Source organism: Halodesulfovibrio marinisediminis DSM 17456 (assembly GCF_900129975.1).
Lineage (GTDB): Bacteria > Desulfobacterota > Desulfovibrionia > Desulfovibrionales > Desulfovibrionaceae > Halodesulfovibrio > Halodesulfovibrio marinisediminis.
Genome location: NZ_FSRG01000006.1, coordinates 547,262 through 567,589 on the forward strand (window position 1 = coordinate 547,262; position 20,328 = coordinate 567,589).

Below are 20,328 nucleotides of genomic sequence, written 5' to 3' on the forward strand. Positions count from 1 at the left end.
AACACATGAAAAAAATTATGTTGCTTGTTGCCATGGCATTTCTGTTAGCGTCTGTACCTGCTCTCGCTGCAGACTGCACCAACCGCGGTGGTCTGGACATGAACTACTGTGATGAGGACAATGACCTCGTTGCAGACCTCGCTCCTGCCGGCGAGTGTAAAGATCCAAGCACCTTAGTATTTACCTACACTCCTGTAGAAGATCCTGCTGTATACAGAGACGCTTTTGCTGATTTTCAGGCTTACCTTGAAGAAGCTACCGGTAAACGCGTAATTTACTATACTGTTCAGTCTAACGCTGCTGAAGTTGAAGCTATGCGCTCCGGTAAACTGCACATTGCAGGCTTCTCAACCGGTCCTACCGGCTTTGCTGTTAACCTCGCAGGTTACGTACCAATGGCAGTTAAAGGCTACCCAGAAGGCTTCCAGGGTTACAACCTTATCGTAGTTGTACCACAAGACAGCCCAATCAAATCCCTTGCTGACCTTAAAGGTAAAAAAGTAGCACACACTTCTGCTTCTTCTAACTCCGGTAACCTTGCTCCACGTGCACTCTTCCCGAAAGAAGGCATTACTCCTGACAAAGACTACACTGTTGTTTACTCCGGCAAACATGACCAGTCTATTCTTGGTGTAGTTCACGGTGACTACGACGCAGCACCTGTTGCTTCTGACGTATACGACCGTATGGTAGCTGCAGGCCGCGTTGATGCTGATGCACTCCGCGTTGTTTACCGCAGCCCTAAATTCCCTACTTCTTCTTTCGGCTACTCCAGCCAGCTCTGTGCTCCTCTTGCTCAGAAAATCATCGGTGCATTCAGCACTTACCGTTTCCCTGAGTCCATGCAGAAGTCTTTCCACGGCGCTGACCGCTTCTACCCAATCACCTACAAGGCTGACTGGAAAGTTATTCGCGACATCGCTGATGCAACCGGCACCAGCTACAATGCTGAAGGCCTGAAGAAAATGGCTGCTAAAGAAGCTGCTAAAAAAGCAAAAAAAGCTAAAAAGAAATAAGAGTCTTACGTGTCTGTTGAAAATACCATTAAAGGGAACGGGGAAACCCGTTCCCTTTTGATCGAGAATTTGGAAAAGGAATATGTAAAAGGAAAACCTGTTCTTAAAGGTCTTTCTTTTGAGGTTTCTGGCGAAGAAACTGTTGGTATTATCGGCCCTTCCGGTACCGGTAAATCCACCCTTCTACGTTGCATCAACCGCCTTATCGAACCAACCAAAGGTTCCATTACCGTAGCCGGTCACGAAATCACTTCCTGCTCAGGTAAAGATCTTCGTCTTGCACGACGCCGCATCGGTATGGTTTTCCAAGAGTACAACCTCGTTGAGCGCTTAACCGTTATCGAAAACGTACTCTGTGGTCGCCTTGGTTACATACCTGTATGGCGTGCTTGGCTTCGCAAATTTGATCAGGCTGATATTACCCGCGCATTCCGGCTTATTGACCATGTAGGCCTCAGTGAGTTTGCCACACAGCGTGCGGACAGCCTTTCCGGTGGTCAGCGTCAGCGCGTAGGTATTGCCCGCGCAATGATGCAGAGCCCGGACGTCATCATGGCGGACGAACCTACAAGTTCTCTTGACCCGAAAACATCTGTTGAAATTATGGAACTGCTTAAGAAAGTATCTTCTACCGAGCACATTCCAGTACTTATCAACATTCACGATGTGAACCTTGCCAAACGATTCTGCGATCGCATTATCGGTATGAGCAAAGGCAAAATCATCTTTGATGGAAAACCGTCCGATCTCAAAGACAGCCATTTATCTGAAATTTACGGCGGTGAGGACTGGCTCTCATGACCACGGATGCACAAAGAAAATCACCATTCAAACCAAGCATCGTAGCACGTCTTGGCTGGCTTCTTATTGCCTGCTACGTGTTTTATGCATTGAATGCACTTGATTTTACGTGGGTACGCTTCATTGATGGTCTTGGTAACGGTGCTAAGTTCCTTGGCGAAATGATTCCACCAAACTTTGCCCGCTGGAAGCTGCTTGTTGAGAACCTGATTGAGACCATCGAAATTGCAGTTATTGCTTCTGCTTTCGGTATTGGTCTTTCCTTGCCTATCGGCATGTGTGCAGCACGAAACCTCATGCCAGACTGGATTACATGGGTAGCTCGAACTATTATTGCAATCTGTCGATCTTTCCATCCTGTTATCTTTGCGATTCTTTTCGTAAAAGCAGTAGGTTTTGGTCCACTTGCAGGTATTCTTACTTTGATTTTCCTTTCAATCGGCTTCATCGGCAAACTGTTTGCCGAAGCTATTGAAGAGATTTCTTTGAAGCCTGTTGAAGCAATGAAAGCAGCTGGCGCACCATTTATGAGCGTACTTATCTTTGCAGTACTTCCTCAGGTGTTTAACCGCTTCATCGGTTTTGCCACATACCAGTTTGACGCAAACCTTCGAAACTCAACCATGGTTGGTATTGTTGGTGCGGGTGGTATCGGTGGTACCCTATTTGCTGCATTCCAGCGCTTTGACTATGATTTCCTCGCTGCAATTCTTCTTTCAATCATTGCACTTATCATGCTTAGCGAACTTCTTTCCGTAAAGATAAAGGCGATTTTCAATGACTGATACTATGACATGGGAACGATTCACACCCGGGCAGCGCCTTGCCCGCTTTGCGGTGTATCTTGGTGCAGTTTCCCTGTTTGTATTTTCTCTGAGCACCGTAGAAATTATTCCAGAATTTCTCTACGACGCGCCGTACCAGCTGCAGGACTTATTTGCCCGCATGTGGCCAATTGATTTTGCATCGTACACTCAAGAAAATATTCACGAAGCACTCATCGAAACACTGAACATTGCATCGCTCGGAACAATCCTTGCCCTGTTTTTAGCAGTACCTGTTGCATTGCTTTCTGCAAAAAACATTACCAAATCCCCAGTGCTCAACTGGTGCGGTAAGTTCATTCTTGTTTCTTCCCGTACTGTTAACTCACTGGTATGGGCTATCTTGTTCGTAGCGATTTTTGGCCCAGGTGCTCTGGCTGGTACCTTCGCTATTGGCTTCCGTTCCATCGGTTTCTGTGGCAAATTGCTTGCGGAAGCACTGGAAGAAGTAGATCACGGCCCTATTGAAGCGCTTCGCGCTGCCGGTGCTCCAACTGTCAGCATCCTTCTTAAAGGATACTGGCCGCAGGTTGCTCCAGCATTCTGGGGTCTTGCACTCTTCCGTTGGGACATTAACGTTCGTGAATCCTCTGTTATCGGCCTTGTAGGTGCAGGTGGTATCGGCGTAGCGCTTGATACTGCACTCAACCTCTTCCGTTGGCAGCAGGTTGCACTCATTCTGTTGTGCATCTTCACCATCGTTATTATTGCAGAAGTAGTTGTTACCAAGATTCGTCAAAGCATCATTTAGTACAACAACGCTGCACAGTAATTGCACCACGCAGTTACCGGATACAAACAAGAAGAGGGCAAATACTATTTGCCCTCTTTTTTAATAGATTGTCTCAGCAGTTATGCTGAGCATTCTTTGGGGAATACCGTTTCATGAAGCCTTTTTCTACTATGCCGGCAGATGTTAAACAAAACATTCGCTACATTCTTACAGATATTGACGACACCCTCACCGACGAAGGCCGCCTGCGCGCAGAAGCATACACTGCTCTTGAACGATTGCGTGAAAATGGCTTTGTTGTAATCCCAATCACTGGACGCCCTGCAGGCTGGTGTGATCAGATTGCCCGCATGTGGCCTGTTGACGGTGTAGTTGGCGAAAACGGCGCATTTTATTTCCGCTATGACGACACATCAAAAAAGATGATCCGTCGCTATGCTACTGAAGATGAACTGCGCGCCCAACACAAAATCAAGCTCGCAGAACTTGGCGAACTGGTAGTAGAAGAAGTTCCCGGCTGTGCAATTTCTGCGGATCAAGCATACCGTGAAACAGACATCGCTATCGACTTCTGCGAAGATGTGCCTCCTCTTTCTTCTGAATCAGTTCATAAAATAAAAGAAATTTGCGTAAAGGCAGGCACTACAGCAAAAATCAGCTCTATTCATGTAAACGCATGGTTCGGCCAGTATGACAAACTCGCCATGTCTTCCCGTATTCTTAAAGAAGAATTCAATGTTGAACTTGAAGCTGTTCGTGAACAGGTTGTCTATGCAGGTGATTCACCAAACGATGCTCCTATGTTCGGATATTTCCCTAACTCTGTAGGCGTTGCAAACGTGCTTGAGTTTGAAGACACCATTGAACACAAGCCATCATGGATTACTGAAAAACGCGGCGGATCCGGGTTTGCCCAAATTGCAGATGGCCTGCTTGCTGTTAAGTAACGAACGCCAAAGACTGACATCATCAAAAAAGCCCTCGTAATGAGGGCTTTTTTCTACCAGCTTGTAACCACTTGGCAATATATAGAAACTAGCACTAATCATAAGACCTTCCAACACACCTGACACATAAAAAATATTACTTTGGGGTTAGCTCAAAGGCTAAAAGCATAACTGTGCCCTTAGTTGTTTATAGTAAAAGGCCCTTTCGACAGATAATTAGTTTTCTCAGACACAACGACTTCGTAAATCATATTTGTTTCAAAATTAAATGTCAGAACAAGGGTTTGGTCGTACTCTTCACTTCGCCATGTAAGATAAAAAACCTGATCAGAAATCTGCACGACATCACATTTTATCGTGATAGGATCTGCCACCTCCATACCGGACTCTACTGAGAGTTGCATGGTATTCGGATCAACAACAAGTAATTTATGTGAAGCTCCTTTAAACGGTCCAGCCTGCCACGTATATAAGATAGTTTTGCCAATTAAGTCCTGCATCTTGATCGTATTGTCCTGCTCTACGGCGACGACTTCATCCTCTGCATAGGCTGAAGTTGTACACATCACCGCAAGCATTATCGCTACTAACAGCCTCTTCATAGCCCACCCACCTATTGGTCGCTTGTGGCTTCTTTTTTAAACAGCTCCGGCAAGTCTTTTCCGTCGCTGACCTCGCCTTTCGACTGTTCAATCGTAAAAGTACCCTGCAACAGGAAATCACGCTCTTCTTCCACAATTACACCAAACATTTTCATCGTCTTAAAGTTGTAGGTAACAACAGCCTGGGACCCCGTTGTTTTTTCACGCCACGACACCTGCAGTATCTCGCGCCCTACTTTGGTGCACTCATATTCAACTTCTTCACTTTTGCCCTTTAAATTTCCTGTCAACGCATACCAGCGCATGTGTGTCGACGAAAGAATAGACGTTTTATAAGAAGCTCCTACAAAACTTCCCCGCCGCCATGTCTCATTTAACGTCTTTCCAACCAGATCTTCCGGCTGGATATCAACCTGTTGAGCCATACCACATGCCGTAATCTGCACAAAAAATATAAAAAAAAGTAGAATGGGAATCTTACGCATAACTACACCCGCTATGTACCTATCCTTTAATAGCCCTGAACTACTCGAATGCAAATACACCCTCGGATAATAAATTATTGCCTTTATCTACCCGCACCAAAAAACATCGCTCTGACCCAAAATCCATTGTGATGACATAACTTACATGAGCCTGCCCGCTCCGCCATGTCAGCAATATGGTATTTGGATTTACCCTGGAAATCAGATAATCCGCCGACCCTGTCGAATTTCCGAGATTGCCAGTAATTTTCCACACAATATCTTTGGAGGAAATAAACTGCATCGTAATAGTAGAATCAGGAAATGCCCCCGACTCTAATGTCGCAATTAAGGTCTGGCCTATCAGCTCATTTGGTGCAACTTCTGATGTGCACCAATGACAGCCTGACAGAACAGACATAAGCAACAAAAGCCCCAACACTCTCTGTCTCATGGACAAAATACCTCACATATGCCGCAAGAGATCTGTTTGTCTTAAAGAACAGAAAACAACGCACCAACATGCTTTCTGCTCAACCCAAAATTATATCTTCACTCCACCAGTAACGGGATAATTCCCTTTGAAGGTATTCTTTTCGGGCATTGTCTTATCCATATCTTCTTTCATGGAACCTTCGCCCTTTTCTTCCTCTTCCTGAGACATACCCTTTTTTGCATTTTCTTCAGGCATTGCTTTCTTATCGCCAGTCTCTTCATTCTCCGTATGATCTTTTTGCATAGCGCCAGCTGATGTATCTTTTTGCACTTCCTGCTGTGTGTTTGGAGCCTTAGTATCTGTAGTGGAGTTATCGCTGCCACAACCAGCCAACAGTAATACTGCGCAACCAGCTAACAATATAGCGTATTTTCTCAACATACTATTTCCCCGCTATCTATCCGATCAATTTAACAATCTTAAAATGACACAAAATAGCATGCACTAGATAGTATAGGCATGGAAAAATAATTTAGATTTCAGCATATAATGCACATTTAAAAACTATTTAACTGTAATTATGCATCATTTTTAACACACTGCAAACAGATCAACATTTTTAACATGTTACAACAGTAGAGCACAAACCATCTGCAAACATTACAATATCTATTTTAAATATTCACAACCTATTGCTTTACAAGTCCATATTGCTCATTGCTATTGACTTCACACAACAAGCTCCTACAATGCGAAAAATTTTTTACTTAATGTACAAACATTTACACTCAACTTGCCTACCTAAAGGATAAAACTATGTTTATTGTCTCTCTCACATATACTTGCGAACTGGATCAGATTGACGCTCACCTTGCTGCCCACGTTGAATACCTTAAGGAGCAGTATGCGCTAGGTCACTTTGTAGCTTCAGGCAGAAAGGTTCCGCGTACAGGCGGGGTCATTCTGGCTCGTTTTGACTCCCGAGAAAAACTTAATGCAGCCTTACAGCAAGACCCATTTTACAAAGAGAAACTTGCTTCCTACGATGTTCAAGAATTTATTCCAACAATGGTCGGTGAGGGACTTGAGGCAATGCGCGAAGACGCGTAACTACAAACAATGACCAAATTATCTTCTGATAGAAAAACAGTGTTGGAGCAGGAAACACTGCTCCAATCCAGAGGATTTTCAAAAGCCCCTAAAGAAAAAACACCGTTACCGGGGCAATATGCAATCCTAAAAAAGTATGACACTACAACCTCGCAGACTCTGTATACCTTCCTCGTAAATTCAGGACACAGCATGCGAACGTTGAACGATTTTATAGCCACCCCCTAGCCTTCCTACACCTAAGCACAAGGACACCATCATGGGACATATCATCGCTAAAGATATCTACAAAGAACTCGGAGAAAAGCTCGACGGCTCTATGGTACGTATGCCTTGGAATGATGCCATGAAGGAAATGGTGACTTACCTTTACACTCCGGCCGAAGCTGAACTCATTGTAACAATGCCATACCGTCCAGCCACGTTGGAACGCATTGCAGGAATGACGCATCTTGATAAAACAAAACTACATTTCATGCTTGATGGAATGTGTAAGAAAGGACTTGTGTGCGACATTTGGAACGGTGAGCAATATGAGTACATGATCAGCCCTTTTGTTGTGGGCTTTTTCGAATTTACAATGATGCGCACCGGAAAAAATTTACCACAGAAAAAATGGGCAGAGCTGTTTCAAAGCTACATGTTCGGCAACAAAGATTTTCTGGATGCAAACTTTGCTGATGGGCAAAAAATTTCTGTCATGCGCGCACTTCCTCACGAAGAAGCCATCATAAAAGACCCGCATGTTGAAGTACTGGATTACGAACGGGCAACCACCCTTATTGATGCGCAATCTTCTTTCGCCGTAAGCCTCTGCTCCTGCCGCCACGAAAAACATCACCTTGGAGAACAAAAATGTGACGTCCCGTTGGATACCTGTACCACAATGGGCGACGGAGCTGAGTTTCTCATTCGAAACAACCTCGGGCGACGCTGCAGCAAAGAAGAGATGTACGACATCCTTGCCCGCTCAAAAGATATGGGATTCACTCTCACAGCAGACAATGTAAAACAGGACGTAGGGTTCATATGCCACTGCTGCGGTTGCTGCTGTAATCTCATGAACGGTATTAAAAAAACTGGATACACCAACATTCTGGTATCATCCTCATTTATTGCCACTTGTAGCGCTGATGACTGCATCGGCTGTGGTCTCTGCGCTAAGGCATGTCCTGTTGACGCCATCACTATGCAGGAGCGGTATGGCGCTATTATCGATGGCAACCGTCCTAAAAAACTTGCTGTTATCAACGAAGACCGTTGTCTTGGCTGTGGTGTCTGCGTATTTCAATGCAAACCCAAAGCATTAATCCTGGAAAAATCCACAAAGCGCGTTATTCACCCAGAAGACACATTTGAAAGGGTCATTCTTCAGTCATTAGAAAGAGACACCCTGCAAAACCTCTTATTTGACAACCCGAACAGCAAAGCAGAAAGCTTTATGCGCTCCGTTCTTGGAGGCTTCCTTAAACTTCCTGCTGTTAAAAAACGCCTTATGAGTGACACGCTACGCTCACGTTTTTTACAAACTCTACGATCAGTGTCAGGAGATTGATCTTTACAAAGCTGAAGGTAAAAAAGACAGACGACCATCACACTGCCACAAAAAATTTCCGGTGTGTTCCCAAAAATGCGGGGTAAAAAATAGCTCATTGACGCAACGCCCAGTTCGTCCTACCTGTGTCTGACAATGCCAAAGACACTAATTATTGCAGAAAAACCTTCGGTTGCACGCGAAATTGCCCCGCATGTGAACGCCACCAACCGAAAGGAAGGATATTTAGAAGGTGCCACCCATATCGTCAGCTGGGCGGTAGGCCATCTTGTAGGTATTGCTGAACCTGAAGAACAGCATGAAGCATGGCAGGGACGCTGGACAATTGAGCAACTGCCGATAATCCCCCCAAAATTTAAACTTGCCGTCCTTAAAGAAGGTCAACGGCAATACACAGTTCTTAATCGCCTTCTGAACGATCAGAACGTCTCTGATATTGTCAATGCAACAGACGCAGGGCGCGAAGGTGAACTTATCTTCCGCCGCATCTACCTCATGGCAGGCTGCAATAAGCCTGTAAAACGTCTGTGGGCAAACGACATGACCGAAGAGGGCTTGAAAAAGAGCTTAAACAAGCTCATGCCCGACGCCAAAAAACGTAATCTGGGACTCGCAGCCTTTGCCAGAGCAGAAGCCGACTGGCTTATAGGCATGAACTTTTCCCGCATATTTACCATTAAAGCGAACCGTCTCATCTCTGTAGGACGAGTGCAGACTCCTGTCCTCAAACTACTTGCAGAGCGCCGCAACGAAATCGAACACTTTGTCCCCAAAGATTACTGGACAGTTGAAGCTACCTTCTGCCGTCCTGAAAAAACCAGTACACCCAAAAAGGTAGATCCCGAATCAGACCAGCAGGAAGAAGCCCCTGCTGATTGCTTTGCTGCAACATACCATCTCCCCGAAGATGAAAAAGAAACACGTATCGACTTTGAGTCCCGTGCACAAAAAGTCGTTGACGAATGTAAGGATAAAGAAGGAAAGGTGGAAGGTGTCACCAGCCGAAAAGGCACTACTAAGCCGCCACTCCCGTTTGACCTGACCACACTTCAGCGTGAAGCAAACACCCGCTTCGGACTTTCTGCAAAGGACACGCTCACTATTGCACAGGCATTATATGAGCAGAAAAAGCTGATAACCTACCCGCGTACTGATTCACGCCATTTAACAAAAGAACTGTTTGGTGAAATCCTTACATACTTCCGCGCCATTTATCCTCTCTACAAAGAGGAAACAGTTCCCGCTGTGAACAGGATTAAAGACGGCAAAAAATTTCCATGCGTTAACGATAAAAAAGTTACCGATCACCATGCCATCATTCCCACAGCACGTAAGGCGAACATGCTCCAACTCTCCGGTGACGAGCAGAAAATTTATGACATGATCTGCCGCCGTTTCATCGCTGCCTTCAGTCAGGAAGCAACGTATCAATCATCTACCGTGCGCGTGCTGATAGGTGAACATCTGTTCATTGCTAAGGGAAAAGTATTTAAAGACAAAGGATGGCTTGTGGTTGAACCTTGGAGAACTGCACAGGACAATCCCCTACCTTCTCTCCGCAAAGGAAGTACCGTCAACACAGAAGCTGTTGACACCATAAAGCGCCAGACAAAAGCTCCGGCACATTTCACGGATGCATCACTTCTGAGCGCCATGGAAACAGCCGGTAAGTATGTAGAAGACGAAGAGCTTCGCCTTGCAATGAAAGAGCGCGGGTTAGGCACCCCAGCTACCCGTGCGCAGATTATAGAGACTCTGCTTTCACGTAAGTATATTGAGCGTAAAGGCAAAAAACTTCAGGCAACAAACTCTGGTCAGGAAGTCATTGAAGTTATTTCCGCCATGCTTCCGGATATTGTTTCTCCTGAAATGACCGGACAATGGGAAAAGAAGCTAAAGGATATCGAAAACGGCAATGCGACCTACCCAGAGTTCATGCATTCCATACGCCACATTGTAGCTGGCGGCATTCACCATATTAAGGATAGAAGCCTTGCGCCAATCTTGCTAACCCTAAAAGCCAAAGAAGTCGGAGAACGTGAACCGGACGGGAAATGCCCGCTTTGCGGCGGTGATGTTGTCGATCTGGAAAAACGATACGCCTGTTCCAACTGGAAACGTGACGACGGCGGCTGTCTTTTCGTTATCTGGAAAAACATGTTCGGTCGTACAATGGATCAAGCAATTGTCGACGACCTACTGAACAAAGGACGCACTTCCACCCCTCTTGACCTAGTATCCAAGGCTGGCAAGGAATACTCAGCCTATTTAAAAATCGAGATGGGGCAGGTAAAACTTGAATTTGCAAACTCCCCTCGTCCACCTGCACCTGCCCAACAGGCTGCACCATACTACGATGGAGTGGCGCCGGAAGACATGCCGCCTCCTGCCCCACTTCCCGGGCAAGAGGATTTTATCCCTCCGTCAGCTCAATATAATGGGTCACCTGTTATAGAGCATACTCCACCAACAGCTGCTGAGGAGCCTGTAAAAACAGCTCCTCAAGACTAGCCAACTCTACTGTTACTAGAAAGCCCGCAAACTTAGCGGGCTTTTTTATTCTCATCCGTCCAAATGAAAATATCTTTCATAAATACTGGTAATAAGATGCTACAAAGGTAGTTTACTCTTTTGAGTAATGCATCCTCTTTTGCGTTCAACAGCTAAAGAAATTTAGAAAAATAACCTTTCTACTTTACAAGCTTTCTACGCTCCTTTAAATAGTAACAGTTCTCATTAACGGTCAATGTAACAACAAACTTACGGAGTAACCCATGAGTAAAACTGCTGAAAACTTAATGGCGGCATTTGCTGGTGAATCCCAAGCTAACCGTAAATACCTTGCTTACGCTAAAAAAGCTGAAAAAGAAGGATATTCACAAGTCGCAAAACTTTTCCGTGCTGCTGCGGATGCTGAAACTATCCACGCACACGCGCATCTCCGTAATGCTGGTAAGATTGGAACCACCCTTGAGAACCTCAAGGACGCCATCGCAGGTGAGACTCACGAATTTAAGAACATGTATCCTGAAATGATCAAGGACGCTGAAGCTGAAGGTGAAAAAGCAGCACATCGCTTCTTCAGCTACGCCAACAAAGCAGAAGAAGTTCACGCTAACTTGTACCAGAAGATGATGGATACAATCGATAATCCAGTAGAGACAGACTACTACAACTGCTCTGTTTGCGGCTACACACACGAAGGACCGTTCAAAGATGCCAAGTGCCCTATCTGTAATGCCGCCCCTTCAGCTTTCTATAAGGTAGATTAGGCCAATAGAGGTAACGCTGACAATAAGTACAAAAGCAGGAGCCACTACAAAACAACTTGTAGTCAGGCTCCCGCTCTTAACAGATATCACACATACATTGCTGCGGAAAATATCCAAAAAACATGAGTAGGTCGATTCTATTAGTTTGCTGGAAAACCATTCCTACTTACACAGTTAGGATAGCCTCAGTCTTTGGCTATGTATGGTTTTCCAGCAAACAACTGTCCCTACACAACACAAACCACACTACGCTGACGGCCTTGCATTGCAGAGATCTGTATAAATTTATTTGTGAAAAATAAAATCAGATAAAAATCTTATTTTTTACTTTACAAAGTTGCACTCAAAATATAAATAGTAATCATTCCTGTTAAGGGAAACCTAAACAATAATTAAACACACTTGTGGAGTGAATAATGTCCAAGACTCTTGAAAACCTCATGGCTGCTTTTGCTGGTGAATCTCAGGCTAACCGTAAATACCTTGCTTACGCTAAAAAAGCTGAAAAAGAAGGCTACACTCAGGTTGCAAAACTTTTCCGTGCTGCTGCTGATGCAGAGACCATTCACGCACATGCTCACCTTCGTAACGCTGGTAAAATCGGCGACACCATTGCAAACCTTAAAGATGCAATCGCAGGTGAAACCCACGAGTTTGAAAACATGTACCCTGCAATGATCAAAGATGCTGAAGCAGAAGGCGAAAAAGTTGCAGCACGCTACTTCGGCTTTGCAAACAAAGCAGAAGCAGTACATGCAGAGCTCTACGCTAACGCTCTTGAAAACATTGAGAACCCAGTAGAAGTAGACTACTACAACTGTTCCGTTTGTGGCCACACCCACGAAGGTCCAACTGAAGAAAAATGTCCAATTTGTGGTGCAGCAGCTTCTGCTTACTACAAAGTAGACTAATACATCCTACTGGCCGGTATTATTTCCGGTCACCAGTAGAAAGAGTCACAACATATAGCGGCTCTTACTGAGTTGAGCGCAGGCCCCTCGTTATCGCCGTGATAAGGAGGGGCTTTTTTGTATCTGTGCCCCAATAAGGTAACCGTATCACCATTCCATTCGCTTGCCACTCAAGCTTCTTGCGGGCTGGGATGGTTTACTCTATTATTCCGCAAAATCTTCACACAGAGTACCATTACAACATGCCAAAGGTTCTGACCGTAACAGCCGCTCTTTCATCCTGGTTAGTTAGCCTGTTCATGAAGGCTGTTTTGAGTACTCATTCAGACACCTGTACCTGTACAAACAGTAGCGCCAACAGTAAGCCGTCTATTCCAATTGTATTGATGTTAAAAAGGGTCGGATGACACAGTGCAGCAATCCAGTGGTATTCACGGCATACATTTTCAGGCATGATAGTAATGTTTTCTTCACCCCAGCTTGATATAAAAGGAAGTTCTCTTGCGATACAGAAATACACAGCAGCTTATTGCTGATCTGGAACAAAGCGGCCAGCTCATCCGCATCCATGAGGAAGTAGACCCGCACCTGCAAGTGGCTGAAATCCAGCGTCGTGCTTTCCGTGCGAAAGCACCTGCTATTATGTTCACCAACGTAAAAGGCACCAAGTTCCCGATGGTATGTAACATCTTCGGTACAATGGAACGTACTCGCTGGATTTTCCGCGATACCTTGCGTGCGCTGGAAGGTATTTTCAAGCTGAAGGTTGATCCATTTGATTTCTTCAAACGTCCATGGCGCTATGCCGGTGTGCCGCGTGCCGGTTTAGCCACTATCCCTAAAAAGGTAAAAGCTGGCCCTGTACTTGAAAATACAACCACTGTAAGCCAGCTGCCGCAGCTACACTCATGGCCTATGGATGGTGGCGGATACGTTACTCTGCCGCAAGTATACACTGAAAGTCCGGACAAACCGGGTTTCATGAATTCAAACATCGGCATGTACCGTGTACAACTTACCGGTGCTCCGTTTGAAAAAGATAAAGAAATAGGTCTCCATTACCAAATTCACCGCGGTATCGGTTACCACCATGCAGAAGCGCTCCGCCGCAACGAACCTTTAAAAGTTAACGTCTTTGTTGGTGGCCCTCCTGCCATGACCATGGCAGCAATTATGCCGTTGCCAGAAGGAATTGCGGAACTGATCTTCGCCGGCGCTCTCGGTGGATTCCGTATGCCGATGATCACCCGCGAAGGCCAACTGCCTATTCTTGCTGAAGCAGACTTCTGCATCAGCGGCACAGTGTACCCGAACGAGCAAAAGCCTGAAGGTCCATTCGGGGACCATCTCGGCTATTACAGTCTTGCTCATGACTTCCCGCTCATGCGTGTGGACAACGTGTACCACCGTAATGACGCAGTATGGCCGTTCACAACTGTTGGTCGCCCTCCTCAGGAGGACACCGTATTCGGCGAATTTATCCACGATCTCACAGCAGATCTTGTTCCAACTGTCTTTAACGGTGTGCATGAAGTACACGCAGTTGATCCGGCAGGCGTGCACCCGCTTCTGCTTGCAATCGGTAGTGAACGCTATGTGCCATATGCAGAGGAACGCCAGCCTCAGGAACTGATCACCTGTGGTCTGTCCCTGCTCGGCAACACACAGACATCTCTGTCCAAGTACGCAATTCTTGCAGCGAAGGAAGACAATCCGGGACTCACCACCCACAACTACAAAGATTTCTTCACACACATGCTTGAACGTACCGATTTTGCGCGTGACTTCCATTTCATCACTCGAACCACTATCGATACACTCGACTATACAGGCATCAGCCTGAACCAAGGCTCCAAGCTCATCTGGACAGCTTGTGGTCCAGTTAAACGTACCCTTGGTTCAAACATTCCATCCCACTTCACACTGCCGGAAGGCTTTGGTGATGCAAAACTGTTCATGTCCGGTGTAGTTGTTATTAAAGGACCTAAGCACACAGCTGCACGCGACGAACACGATGACGCAATGTTCCGTCTTGCTGAACACCTGAAAAATGTAGGTAACCTTGACTCACTCCCACTCGTCGTTGTTGTGGATGATGCAGAGTTCACCGCAGCAAACTGGGACAACTTCCTCTGGGTAACATTCACCCGCTCAGACCCTGCAACCGACATGTACGGTGCTGGTGCATTCACCCACTGCAAGCACTGGGGTTGCAGTGGCCCTATGATTATCGATGCACGTCTCAAGTCATTCCATGCTCCGGCACTGGAAGAAGACCCAGATGTCACGAAGTCTGTAGACAAAATGGCAGCCAGAGGCGGTTGCCTGCACAATATCATTTAAGCATAAAGCCTGCGGTGTTGCCATTCACCGCAGGCTTTTTTGTCCATTCTCAGCTAGCTAAGCTCTCCCTTTACTCAAAAATTATACTTCCAGCTTCTCCTCAGTATGGTAGTGGGTAATTTCATCCGTAAATTCATGTCATTACCCGTGTGAAATATAACGAGTCTTGTGAAAAGGGAGTCAATATGTCTACATCCGGTTCTCGCAACACATGTTCAAATACATCCGTGCATAGTCAACTAGCTCCAGACGCACCACAACAGCAATATGCTTCAGAATCCCCACTTAATGCATTTGTTGAAAAAATGCGCCACGAAGGGCTTCCTGCAAAAGTTATCGACCTCTTCACAAGCTACATTTCTGACGTTTCCGAACAAGCAACAGGACATATTCCAGAACAGGACATATCTCCTGTAAATCAAAGTCAGTTAAAGCACGTTAACGAACTGGATCAGTACGAAAAAACAGGAAAAGCCCTTGCACGCAAGGCCGTTGCCATAAAACTTAATGGCGGCTTAGGTACCAGCATGGGCATGCAGTTTGCCAAATCTCTACTGCCCGTAAAAGATCATATGTCTTTTCTGGACATCACCATCAAGCAAGCAATCACATGGCAAGAAGAGTACGGCGGTTCACTTCCGCTTGTACTTATGAACAGCTACAACACACATAAAGATACACTTAATGAATTGCGGTACATGAATGGCTTATCTCAATTGCCGCTCTGCTTTGTTCAGCACAAGTTTCCTAAAATACAACGTGATACATTGCAGCCTGCCGAGTGTCCCGACAATCAAGAGTGCGAATGGAACCCTCCAGGGCACGGTGATATTTATGCGTCACTCTATCTTTCCGGTGTGCTGGACACGCTTATCAGACAAGGGCGACAATATGCTCTCGTATCCAACATAGACAACCTTGGTGCCAAGCTTGATCTACGCATGCTTGGATACATGGCTGAAGAACAAATTCCATTTCTTATGGAAGTTACAGCACGTACCGAAAATGACCGTAAAGGTGGCCACCTAGCCAGATTTAAAGACGGACGCCTTATCTTACGTGAAGTCAGCCAATGCCAGGAATGCGATCTTGATCACTTCCAGAACATCACACGACACTGCCTATTCAACACAAACAATATCTGGATTGACCTTGTTGCTCTGAAAAAAAATATGCAACAAAAAGGGCTTCCAAAGCTTCCACTTATTCTAAATCCTAAGACTATAAACCCTCATGACAGCTCCTCAACTCCGATCTATCAAATCGAAACCGCCATGGGCGCAGCTATTTCCCACTTCAAAAACGCACAGGCTATTATCACTACACGTGACCGGTTTATCCCTGTCAAACGTACTGATGACCTGCTCAAAGTAATGTCTGACTACTACCTTCTTGACCATTCCGGCACGCTCAAAATGAACGAAGCCAATATTACGCAGGATCTTCAGGTACATCTTGACCCTCGCTATTACAGCAAATTCGACAACATCTATGAAAAATTTAAAGAAGGTGTGCCGTCCCTTTCTTCCTGCACCAAGCTTGGAATCTCCGGTGACATTATCTTCAACCCTTCTGTATCGCTCAAAGGGGATGTCACAATAAACAACCAGACAGGCAACATCCTGCTGCTACCGGATGACATTGCCCTAGAAGGATTAGTCGAAATCAAGTAGCCATCTACGATACATAATTACAATACAATCAAGGCTATCATACGTATATAGTGATATTTTTTCGGAACCGGTACACTCCGAAGATTTACCCCCGAGACACATTGGAGGTTCTTCTGTATGCCGCAAGTTGCCGCCCGTATTACAAACGAACAGGAAAAATGGCTGAAAGACTACTTTCGCACCAAAAGTGCCGGAGCTGAATTTATTCTGCCTTGGGTAGTTGATACTTTCTTTCGTGCAATTACATCCATTAAGCACAGCTTTTCGGACAGTGAGCTTGCACTCATTATCGCTGCGCACAAAAACCTGCGTATACAGCCGGACAATTCCAGCAAAGACTACCTCTACTTACGCGTGCAGGATGCCTGTAATATTAAGCAACTGCATAACATCTACGGTATTAGCAGGGAAACACTGCAAGCAAAAATTTACAGACTCAACAACACCGATGCAACAGCACTCATGGTCTGGGCCGCCGCCTTCTGGGTGAGTAAAACCTGCTCGGCTGACAATATTTCCGAATATATTAGGCAATACTGATTATAAAAAAAGGTGACGCTGATAACGTCACCTTTTTTTATTTAACTCTATTTTTTGATAGCCTCCGTGGGGCTCCGACGGGCAGGCGGGCTCCGTCCCCTTGCCCCCCATTAGGTAAGTACACCTTAGGCGAATCATCAGAATCTAACCGGAAACCAACGTTGCCGAGTCACCCAAATTAAACGTCTTGAGGCTTGAACCACCGTAAGCGAAGCGCGTTGGAAACAACTGACACAGAACTCAATGCCATTGCACCACCTGCGATCATTGGTGACAGCGTCGGGCCATTAAACAATGCAAACAACAGCCCCATCGCTATAGGAATCCCCAACGTGTTATAACCAAATGCCCAAAAGAGATTCTGTTTAATGTTTGTTACAGCTGCACGGCTCAGTTCAACTGCGGTAATTATGCCGGTTAACTCACCAGACATAAGAACTACGTCGCCTGCTTCAACTGCCACATCAATACCTGTTCCCATAGCTATACCTACATCCGCAGTAGCCAACGCCGGAGCATCATTAATACCATCACCCACCATGGCAACAAGCTGTCCCTGCTTCTGAAGACTCGCGATTGTGTCACTCTTATCTTCCGGATGAACTTCAGAAATTACAGTATCAATACCAGCCTGCTTTGCCATTGCAGCAGCAGTAACGCTATTATCACCTGTAAGCATGACAACAGATACATCACGTTTTTTAAGCCTGTCCACGACAGCCGCAGCTTCAGGTTTGATAGTATCGGCAACAGCAAGCAGCAAAGCAGGTTCATCATTTACCGTCATTACAAGCGCAGTACGCCCCTGCTGGGCCTGTGTATTCATACGCGCCAGAACATCTTTGTTTTCTTCCACTCCGGCATATGAGGCATTACCCACACGAATGCTCTTGTCATCCACTGTTCCGTAAATACCTTTGCCAGATTCTGCGGTAGCATCTTTGGCGTCCAAAAGAGCTACACCACGCTCTTTCGCACCTTTTACTATGGCAGTTGCCAATGGATGTTCTGAAACACTTTCAAGGGAGGCGGCATAGGCGAGAGCTGTTATTTCATCAATACCGCTTAAGGATTCCACATGAACAAGCTCAGGCTTACCATGCGTAATTGTACCTGTCTTATCGAAAACAACAGTCTGGATACGCCCTGTCTGTTCCAATGCAGTACCGTTTTTAAACAATACACCCAACTGAGCACCACGTCCTGTGGCAACCATAATGGATGTTGGCGTCGCAAGTCCCATAGCACACGGACAGGCAATAACCATTACTGCAACAAAAATACGTAATGCAAATGGAAAGGAAGCTCCCGCAACAAGCCATGCAATACCGGAAAGCACCGCAATGCACATTACAATAGGCACAAAATACAAGCTCACGGTATCTGCCATGGAAGCGATTGGTGCTTTTGAACCTTGTGCGTCCTGAACCACACGAATAATACGGGAAAGAACTGTATCTGCTCCCACATGCTCTGCCTTCATAGTCAAAACGCTATGGGTGTTTACAGTACCACCAGCAAGAGAATCACCCACTGTTTTTGAAACTGGCAAAGACTCACCAGTCAACATGGATTCATCCACACTGGAAGAACCTTCAATAATGCTGCCGTCTACCGGAATGCGCTCACCCGGTCGAATAAGCAGAATATCCCCTGCCATCACATCAGTTGCAGGCACGATTTGCTGCTCTCCATCTACAATGCGAATAGCAGTGTCAGGAGTTAAATCCATCAACCCCTTAATGGCATCTGAAGTATGGGAACGAGAGCGGGTTTCAAGGAACTTACCTAACGATACAAGGGCGATCAGCACACCTGCAGACTCAAAGTATAAGTCCATAACACGCGCTATCACATCAATACCAAGGTAGATTTCTACAGTTCCCCAAAGGCTATAAGCAAAGGCAGCCCCCGTACCCACGGCGATGAGTGAATCCATATTTGGGGCACCCTTGAACAAGTTCTTAAAACCATGAGTATAGAAATCACGCCCTAACCATATGATAGGGATTACCAATATCAATTGAATCAAAGAAAAAGTTCTTGGTGAAGAATGAGGAGCCAACCATTCTGGCAAGCTAAGACCAATCATGTCGGCCATAGCGATGACCAGAAGGAGCGCAGCAAAGATAATTTTAGGAATAAGCTTTGCTTTCATCTCAGCAAGGCGTTCCCGCATAGCCTCCTGCTGCTCTTCCCACATTGCAGTTACATCCTGCACACCGCCGCCTTCGGAATCTTTTAATTCTGCCCCGAAACCCAGCATGGCTACTTTTTCAGTAAACGCAGCAACTGCAGCACCCTTCTCCACACCAGCAGCCGGTGTTACTCTAGCAGACTCTGTTGCCAGATTGACTTCAACAGAAGCAAATTCCGGCATCTGCGATGTCACTTTTTCAATACGTGTAGAACACGCAGCGCAATGCATCCCACTAATAGCAAAACGCAAAGCTTCAACTTCATCAGAGCTTCCCGCCGGTACCACAGCTTCATACCCGATATCAGCAACCTTCTGCACAATATCAGCAAGACTGCCTTGTGATGAATCGAACTCTACCTGCATAGAATCCGTCGCCAAATTAACACCAATTGTTTTTACCCCGCTCACTTCCGAAACACCCTTTTCAATACGGGCAGCACAAGAAGCACACGTCATACCTTTTACAGGCATGGTGACCTTACGGAGCACCTTTGGATCAATCGACTTGATATTAGTATCAGTCATACAAACCTCATTGTTTCACAAAGACACTATGACATATGGGTCAGCACCGACATAAACCTCTGAGAAACGGTTGAGCGGCACTAGATGTTTGGGTATGCTACGCCTGAGACTGAGTTAACACAATTCTTTCTAAACTGTTATATAAGGATGATGCAATGCCAACAATTACTGTTACCGGAATGTCCTGCCAACACTGCGTTAACGCAGTTACCAAAGCACTCGAAGACATTGACGGAGTTTTTGATGTTACCGTTGACCTGCTCTCTGGAAAAGTAGAATGGAAAGAAGAAAGCCCAATTCCAATAGAAAACATCGAAGCAGCCATCACTGGAATTGGGTTTGAAGTCAAAAAGTAACTACGCCCTCAAATAAAAAA

The 20,328-nt window shown here is 45.7% G+C and carries 19 protein-coding genes; 14 read left to right on the top strand and 5 right to left on the bottom strand.

Features of this window, described 5'->3' with window-relative positions:
• Positions 1-5 precede the first annotated feature (5 nt).
• The 5 genes from phnD to BUR09_RS13710 all read left to right on the top strand — a co-directional run bounded on the left by phnD (position 6) and on the right by BUR09_RS13710 (position 4,321).
• The gene (gene phnD, locus BUR09_RS13690; RefSeq protein ID WP_074217498.1) at positions 6-1,016 is read left to right on the top strand and encodes a phosphate/phosphite/phosphonate ABC transporter substrate-binding protein; all 1,011 of its coding nucleotides are present in this window, start codon (positions 6-8) and stop codon (positions 1,014-1,016) included.
• A 9-nt stretch (positions 1,017-1,025) separates the two neighbouring features.
• Positions 1,026-1,817 carry a phosphonate ABC transporter ATP-binding protein gene (gene phnC / locus BUR09_RS13695; protein WP_074217499.1) on the top strand — a complete coding sequence of 264 codons (792 nt, stop codon included), beginning with the start codon at positions 1,026-1,028 and terminating at the stop codon, positions 1,815-1,817.
• Positions 1,814-2,602, top strand: a complete 789-nt coding sequence (gene phnE / locus BUR09_RS13700) for a phosphonate ABC transporter, permease protein PhnE (protein ID WP_074217500.1) — start codon at positions 1,814-1,816, stop codon at positions 2,600-2,602. The genes phnC and phnE (BUR09_RS13700) overlap by 4 nt, the downstream gene beginning before the upstream one ends.
• Positions 2,595-3,392, top strand: coding sequence for a phosphonate ABC transporter, permease protein PhnE (gene phnE, locus BUR09_RS13705; RefSeq protein WP_074217501.1), 798 nt, complete (start codon positions 2,595-2,597; stop codon positions 3,390-3,392). Before phnE (BUR09_RS13700) ends, phnE (BUR09_RS13705) begins: the two co-directional genes overlap by 8 nt.
• Before the next feature lie 134 nt (positions 3,393-3,526).
• Positions 3,527-4,321: an HAD-IIB family hydrolase gene (locus tag BUR09_RS13710; protein WP_074217502.1), complete on the top strand. Its 795-nt coding sequence runs from the start codon at positions 3,527-3,529 to the stop codon at positions 4,319-4,321.
• A 179-nt stretch (positions 4,322-4,500) separates the two neighbouring features.
• On the opposite strand, the gene BUR09_RS13715 is transcribed toward BUR09_RS13710, so the two are convergent.
• From BUR09_RS13715 to BUR09_RS13730, 4 genes are all read right to left on the bottom strand, one after another.
• Positions 4,501-4,923, bottom strand: a complete 423-nt coding sequence (locus BUR09_RS13715) for a hypothetical protein (RefSeq protein WP_074217503.1) — start codon at positions 4,921-4,923, stop codon at positions 4,501-4,503.
• Positions 4,924-4,934: 11 nt separating this feature from the next.
• Positions 4,935-5,408, bottom strand: a complete 474-nt coding sequence (locus BUR09_RS13720; protein WP_074217504.1) for a MoaF-related domain-containing protein — start codon at positions 5,406-5,408, stop codon at positions 4,935-4,937.
• Between the two features lie 40 nt (positions 5,409-5,448).
• Positions 5,449-5,808: a MoaF N-terminal domain-containing protein gene (locus BUR09_RS13725; protein WP_139296850.1), complete on the bottom strand. Its 360-nt coding sequence runs from the start codon at positions 5,806-5,808 to the stop codon at positions 5,449-5,451.
• A 123-nt stretch (positions 5,809-5,931) separates the two neighbouring features.
• Complete coding sequence (locus BUR09_RS13730; protein WP_074217506.1) at positions 5,932-6,264, bottom strand: hypothetical protein; 333 nt, start codon at positions 6,262-6,264, stop codon at positions 5,932-5,934.
• Positions 6,265-6,639: 375 nt separating this feature from the next.
• Between BUR09_RS13730 and BUR09_RS13735 the strand changes: the two genes are divergently transcribed.
• The 8 genes from BUR09_RS13735 to BUR09_RS13770 all read left to right on the top strand — a co-directional run bounded on the left by BUR09_RS13735 (position 6,640) and on the right by BUR09_RS13770 (position 17,227).
• On the top strand, positions 6,640-6,933 hold the full coding sequence (locus BUR09_RS13735; RefSeq protein ID WP_074217507.1) for a YciI family protein: 294 nt from the start codon (positions 6,640-6,642) through the stop codon (positions 6,931-6,933).
• A 259-nt stretch (positions 6,934-7,192) separates the two neighbouring features.
• Entirely contained in the window at positions 7,193-8,488 is a 1,296-nt protein-coding gene (locus BUR09_RS13740; RefSeq protein WP_074217508.1) for a 4Fe-4S dicluster domain-containing protein, read from the top strand.
• Positions 8,489-8,623: 135 nt separating this feature from the next.
• A complete protein-coding gene (locus BUR09_RS13745; RefSeq protein ID WP_245796737.1) occupies positions 8,624-10,999 on the top strand; it encodes a type IA DNA topoisomerase in 2,376 nt (791 codons plus the stop codon).
• A 263-nt stretch (positions 11,000-11,262) separates the two neighbouring features.
• On the top strand, positions 11,263-11,760 hold the full coding sequence (locus tag BUR09_RS13750) for a rubrerythrin family protein (RefSeq protein ID WP_074217509.1): 498 nt from the start codon (positions 11,263-11,265) through the stop codon (positions 11,758-11,760).
• A gap of 416 nt (positions 11,761-12,176) precedes the next feature.
• A complete protein-coding gene (locus BUR09_RS13755; RefSeq protein ID WP_074217510.1) occupies positions 12,177-12,671 on the top strand; it encodes a rubrerythrin family protein in 495 nt (164 codons plus the stop codon).
• A gap of 501 nt (positions 12,672-13,172) precedes the next feature.
• Positions 13,173-15,014, top strand: coding sequence for a UbiD family decarboxylase (locus BUR09_RS13760; RefSeq protein ID WP_074217511.1), 1,842 nt, complete (start codon positions 13,173-13,175; stop codon positions 15,012-15,014).
• A 185-nt stretch (positions 15,015-15,199) separates the two neighbouring features.
• Positions 15,200-16,687, top strand: coding sequence for a UTP--glucose-1-phosphate uridylyltransferase (locus tag BUR09_RS13765; RefSeq protein ID WP_074217512.1), 1,488 nt, complete (start codon positions 15,200-15,202; stop codon positions 16,685-16,687).
• Between the two features lie 117 nt (positions 16,688-16,804).
• On the top strand, positions 16,805-17,227 hold the full coding sequence (locus BUR09_RS13770) for a hypothetical protein (RefSeq protein ID WP_074217513.1): 423 nt from the start codon (positions 16,805-16,807) through the stop codon (positions 17,225-17,227).
• A gap of 178 nt (positions 17,228-17,405) precedes the next feature.
• On the opposite strand, the gene BUR09_RS13775 is transcribed toward BUR09_RS13770, so the two are convergent.
• The gene (locus tag BUR09_RS13775; protein WP_084539494.1) at positions 17,406-19,952 is read right to left on the bottom strand and encodes a heavy metal translocating P-type ATPase; all 2,547 of its coding nucleotides are present in this window, start codon (positions 19,950-19,952) and stop codon (positions 17,406-17,408) included.
• Between the two features lie 155 nt (positions 19,953-20,107).
• Here BUR09_RS13775 and BUR09_RS13780 point away from each other — a divergent pair, with 155 nt between their 5' ends.
• A complete protein-coding gene (locus tag BUR09_RS13780) occupies positions 20,108-20,308 on the top strand; it encodes a heavy-metal-associated domain-containing protein (protein WP_074217514.1) in 201 nt (66 codons plus the stop codon).
• The last annotated feature ends 20 nt before the right edge of the window (positions 20,309-20,328 follow it).

What these genes read in the sequence shown, in the direction of transcription:
- phnD (WP_074217498.1), top strand. Translation starts at nt 6, where the DNA reads ATGAAAAAAATTATGTTGCTTGTTGCCATGGCATTTCTGTTAGCGTCT.
- phnE (WP_074217500.1), top strand. Translation starts at nt 1,814, where the DNA reads ATGACCACGGATGCACAAAGAAAATCACCATTCAAACCAAGCATCGTA.
- phnE (WP_074217501.1), top strand. Translation starts at nt 2,595, where the DNA reads ATGACTGATACTATGACATGGGAACGATTCACACCCGGGCAGCGCCTT.
- BUR09_RS13710 (WP_074217502.1), top strand. Translation starts at nt 3,527, where the DNA reads ATGAAGCCTTTTTCTACTATGCCGGCAGATGTTAAACAAAACATTCGC.
- BUR09_RS13715 (WP_074217503.1), bottom strand. Translation starts at nt 4,923, where the DNA reads ATGAAGAGGCTGTTAGTAGCGATAATGCTTGCGGTGATGTGTACAACT.
- BUR09_RS13720 (WP_074217504.1), bottom strand. Translation starts at nt 5,408, where the DNA reads ATGCGTAAGATTCCCATTCTACTTTTTTTTATATTTTTTGTGCAGATT.
- BUR09_RS13725 (WP_139296850.1), bottom strand. Translation starts at nt 5,808, where the DNA reads ATGTCTGTTCTGTCAGGCTGTCATTGGTGCACATCAGAAGTTGCACCA.
- BUR09_RS13730 (WP_074217506.1), bottom strand. Translation starts at nt 6,264, where the DNA reads ATGTTGAGAAAATACGCTATATTGTTAGCTGGTTGCGCAGTATTACTG.
- BUR09_RS13735 (WP_074217507.1), top strand. Translation starts at nt 6,640, where the DNA reads ATGTTTATTGTCTCTCTCACATATACTTGCGAACTGGATCAGATTGAC.
- BUR09_RS13740 (WP_074217508.1), top strand. Translation starts at nt 7,193, where the DNA reads ATGGGACATATCATCGCTAAAGATATCTACAAAGAACTCGGAGAAAAG.
- BUR09_RS13745 (WP_245796737.1), top strand. Translation starts at nt 8,624, where the DNA reads ATGCCAAAGACACTAATTATTGCAGAAAAACCTTCGGTTGCACGCGAA.
- BUR09_RS13750 (WP_074217509.1), top strand. Translation starts at nt 11,263, where the DNA reads ATGAGTAAAACTGCTGAAAACTTAATGGCGGCATTTGCTGGTGAATCC.
- BUR09_RS13755 (WP_074217510.1), top strand. Translation starts at nt 12,177, where the DNA reads ATGTCCAAGACTCTTGAAAACCTCATGGCTGCTTTTGCTGGTGAATCT.
- BUR09_RS13765 (WP_074217512.1), top strand. Translation starts at nt 15,200, where the DNA reads ATGTCTACATCCGGTTCTCGCAACACATGTTCAAATACATCCGTGCAT.
- BUR09_RS13770 (WP_074217513.1), top strand. Translation starts at nt 16,805, where the DNA reads ATGCCGCAAGTTGCCGCCCGTATTACAAACGAACAGGAAAAATGGCTG.
- BUR09_RS13775 (WP_084539494.1), bottom strand. Translation starts at nt 19,952, where the DNA reads ATGACTGATACTAATATCAAGTCGATTGATCCAAAGGTGCTCCGTAAG.
- BUR09_RS13780 (WP_074217514.1), top strand. Translation starts at nt 20,108, where the DNA reads ATGCCAACAATTACTGTTACCGGAATGTCCTGCCAACACTGCGTTAAC.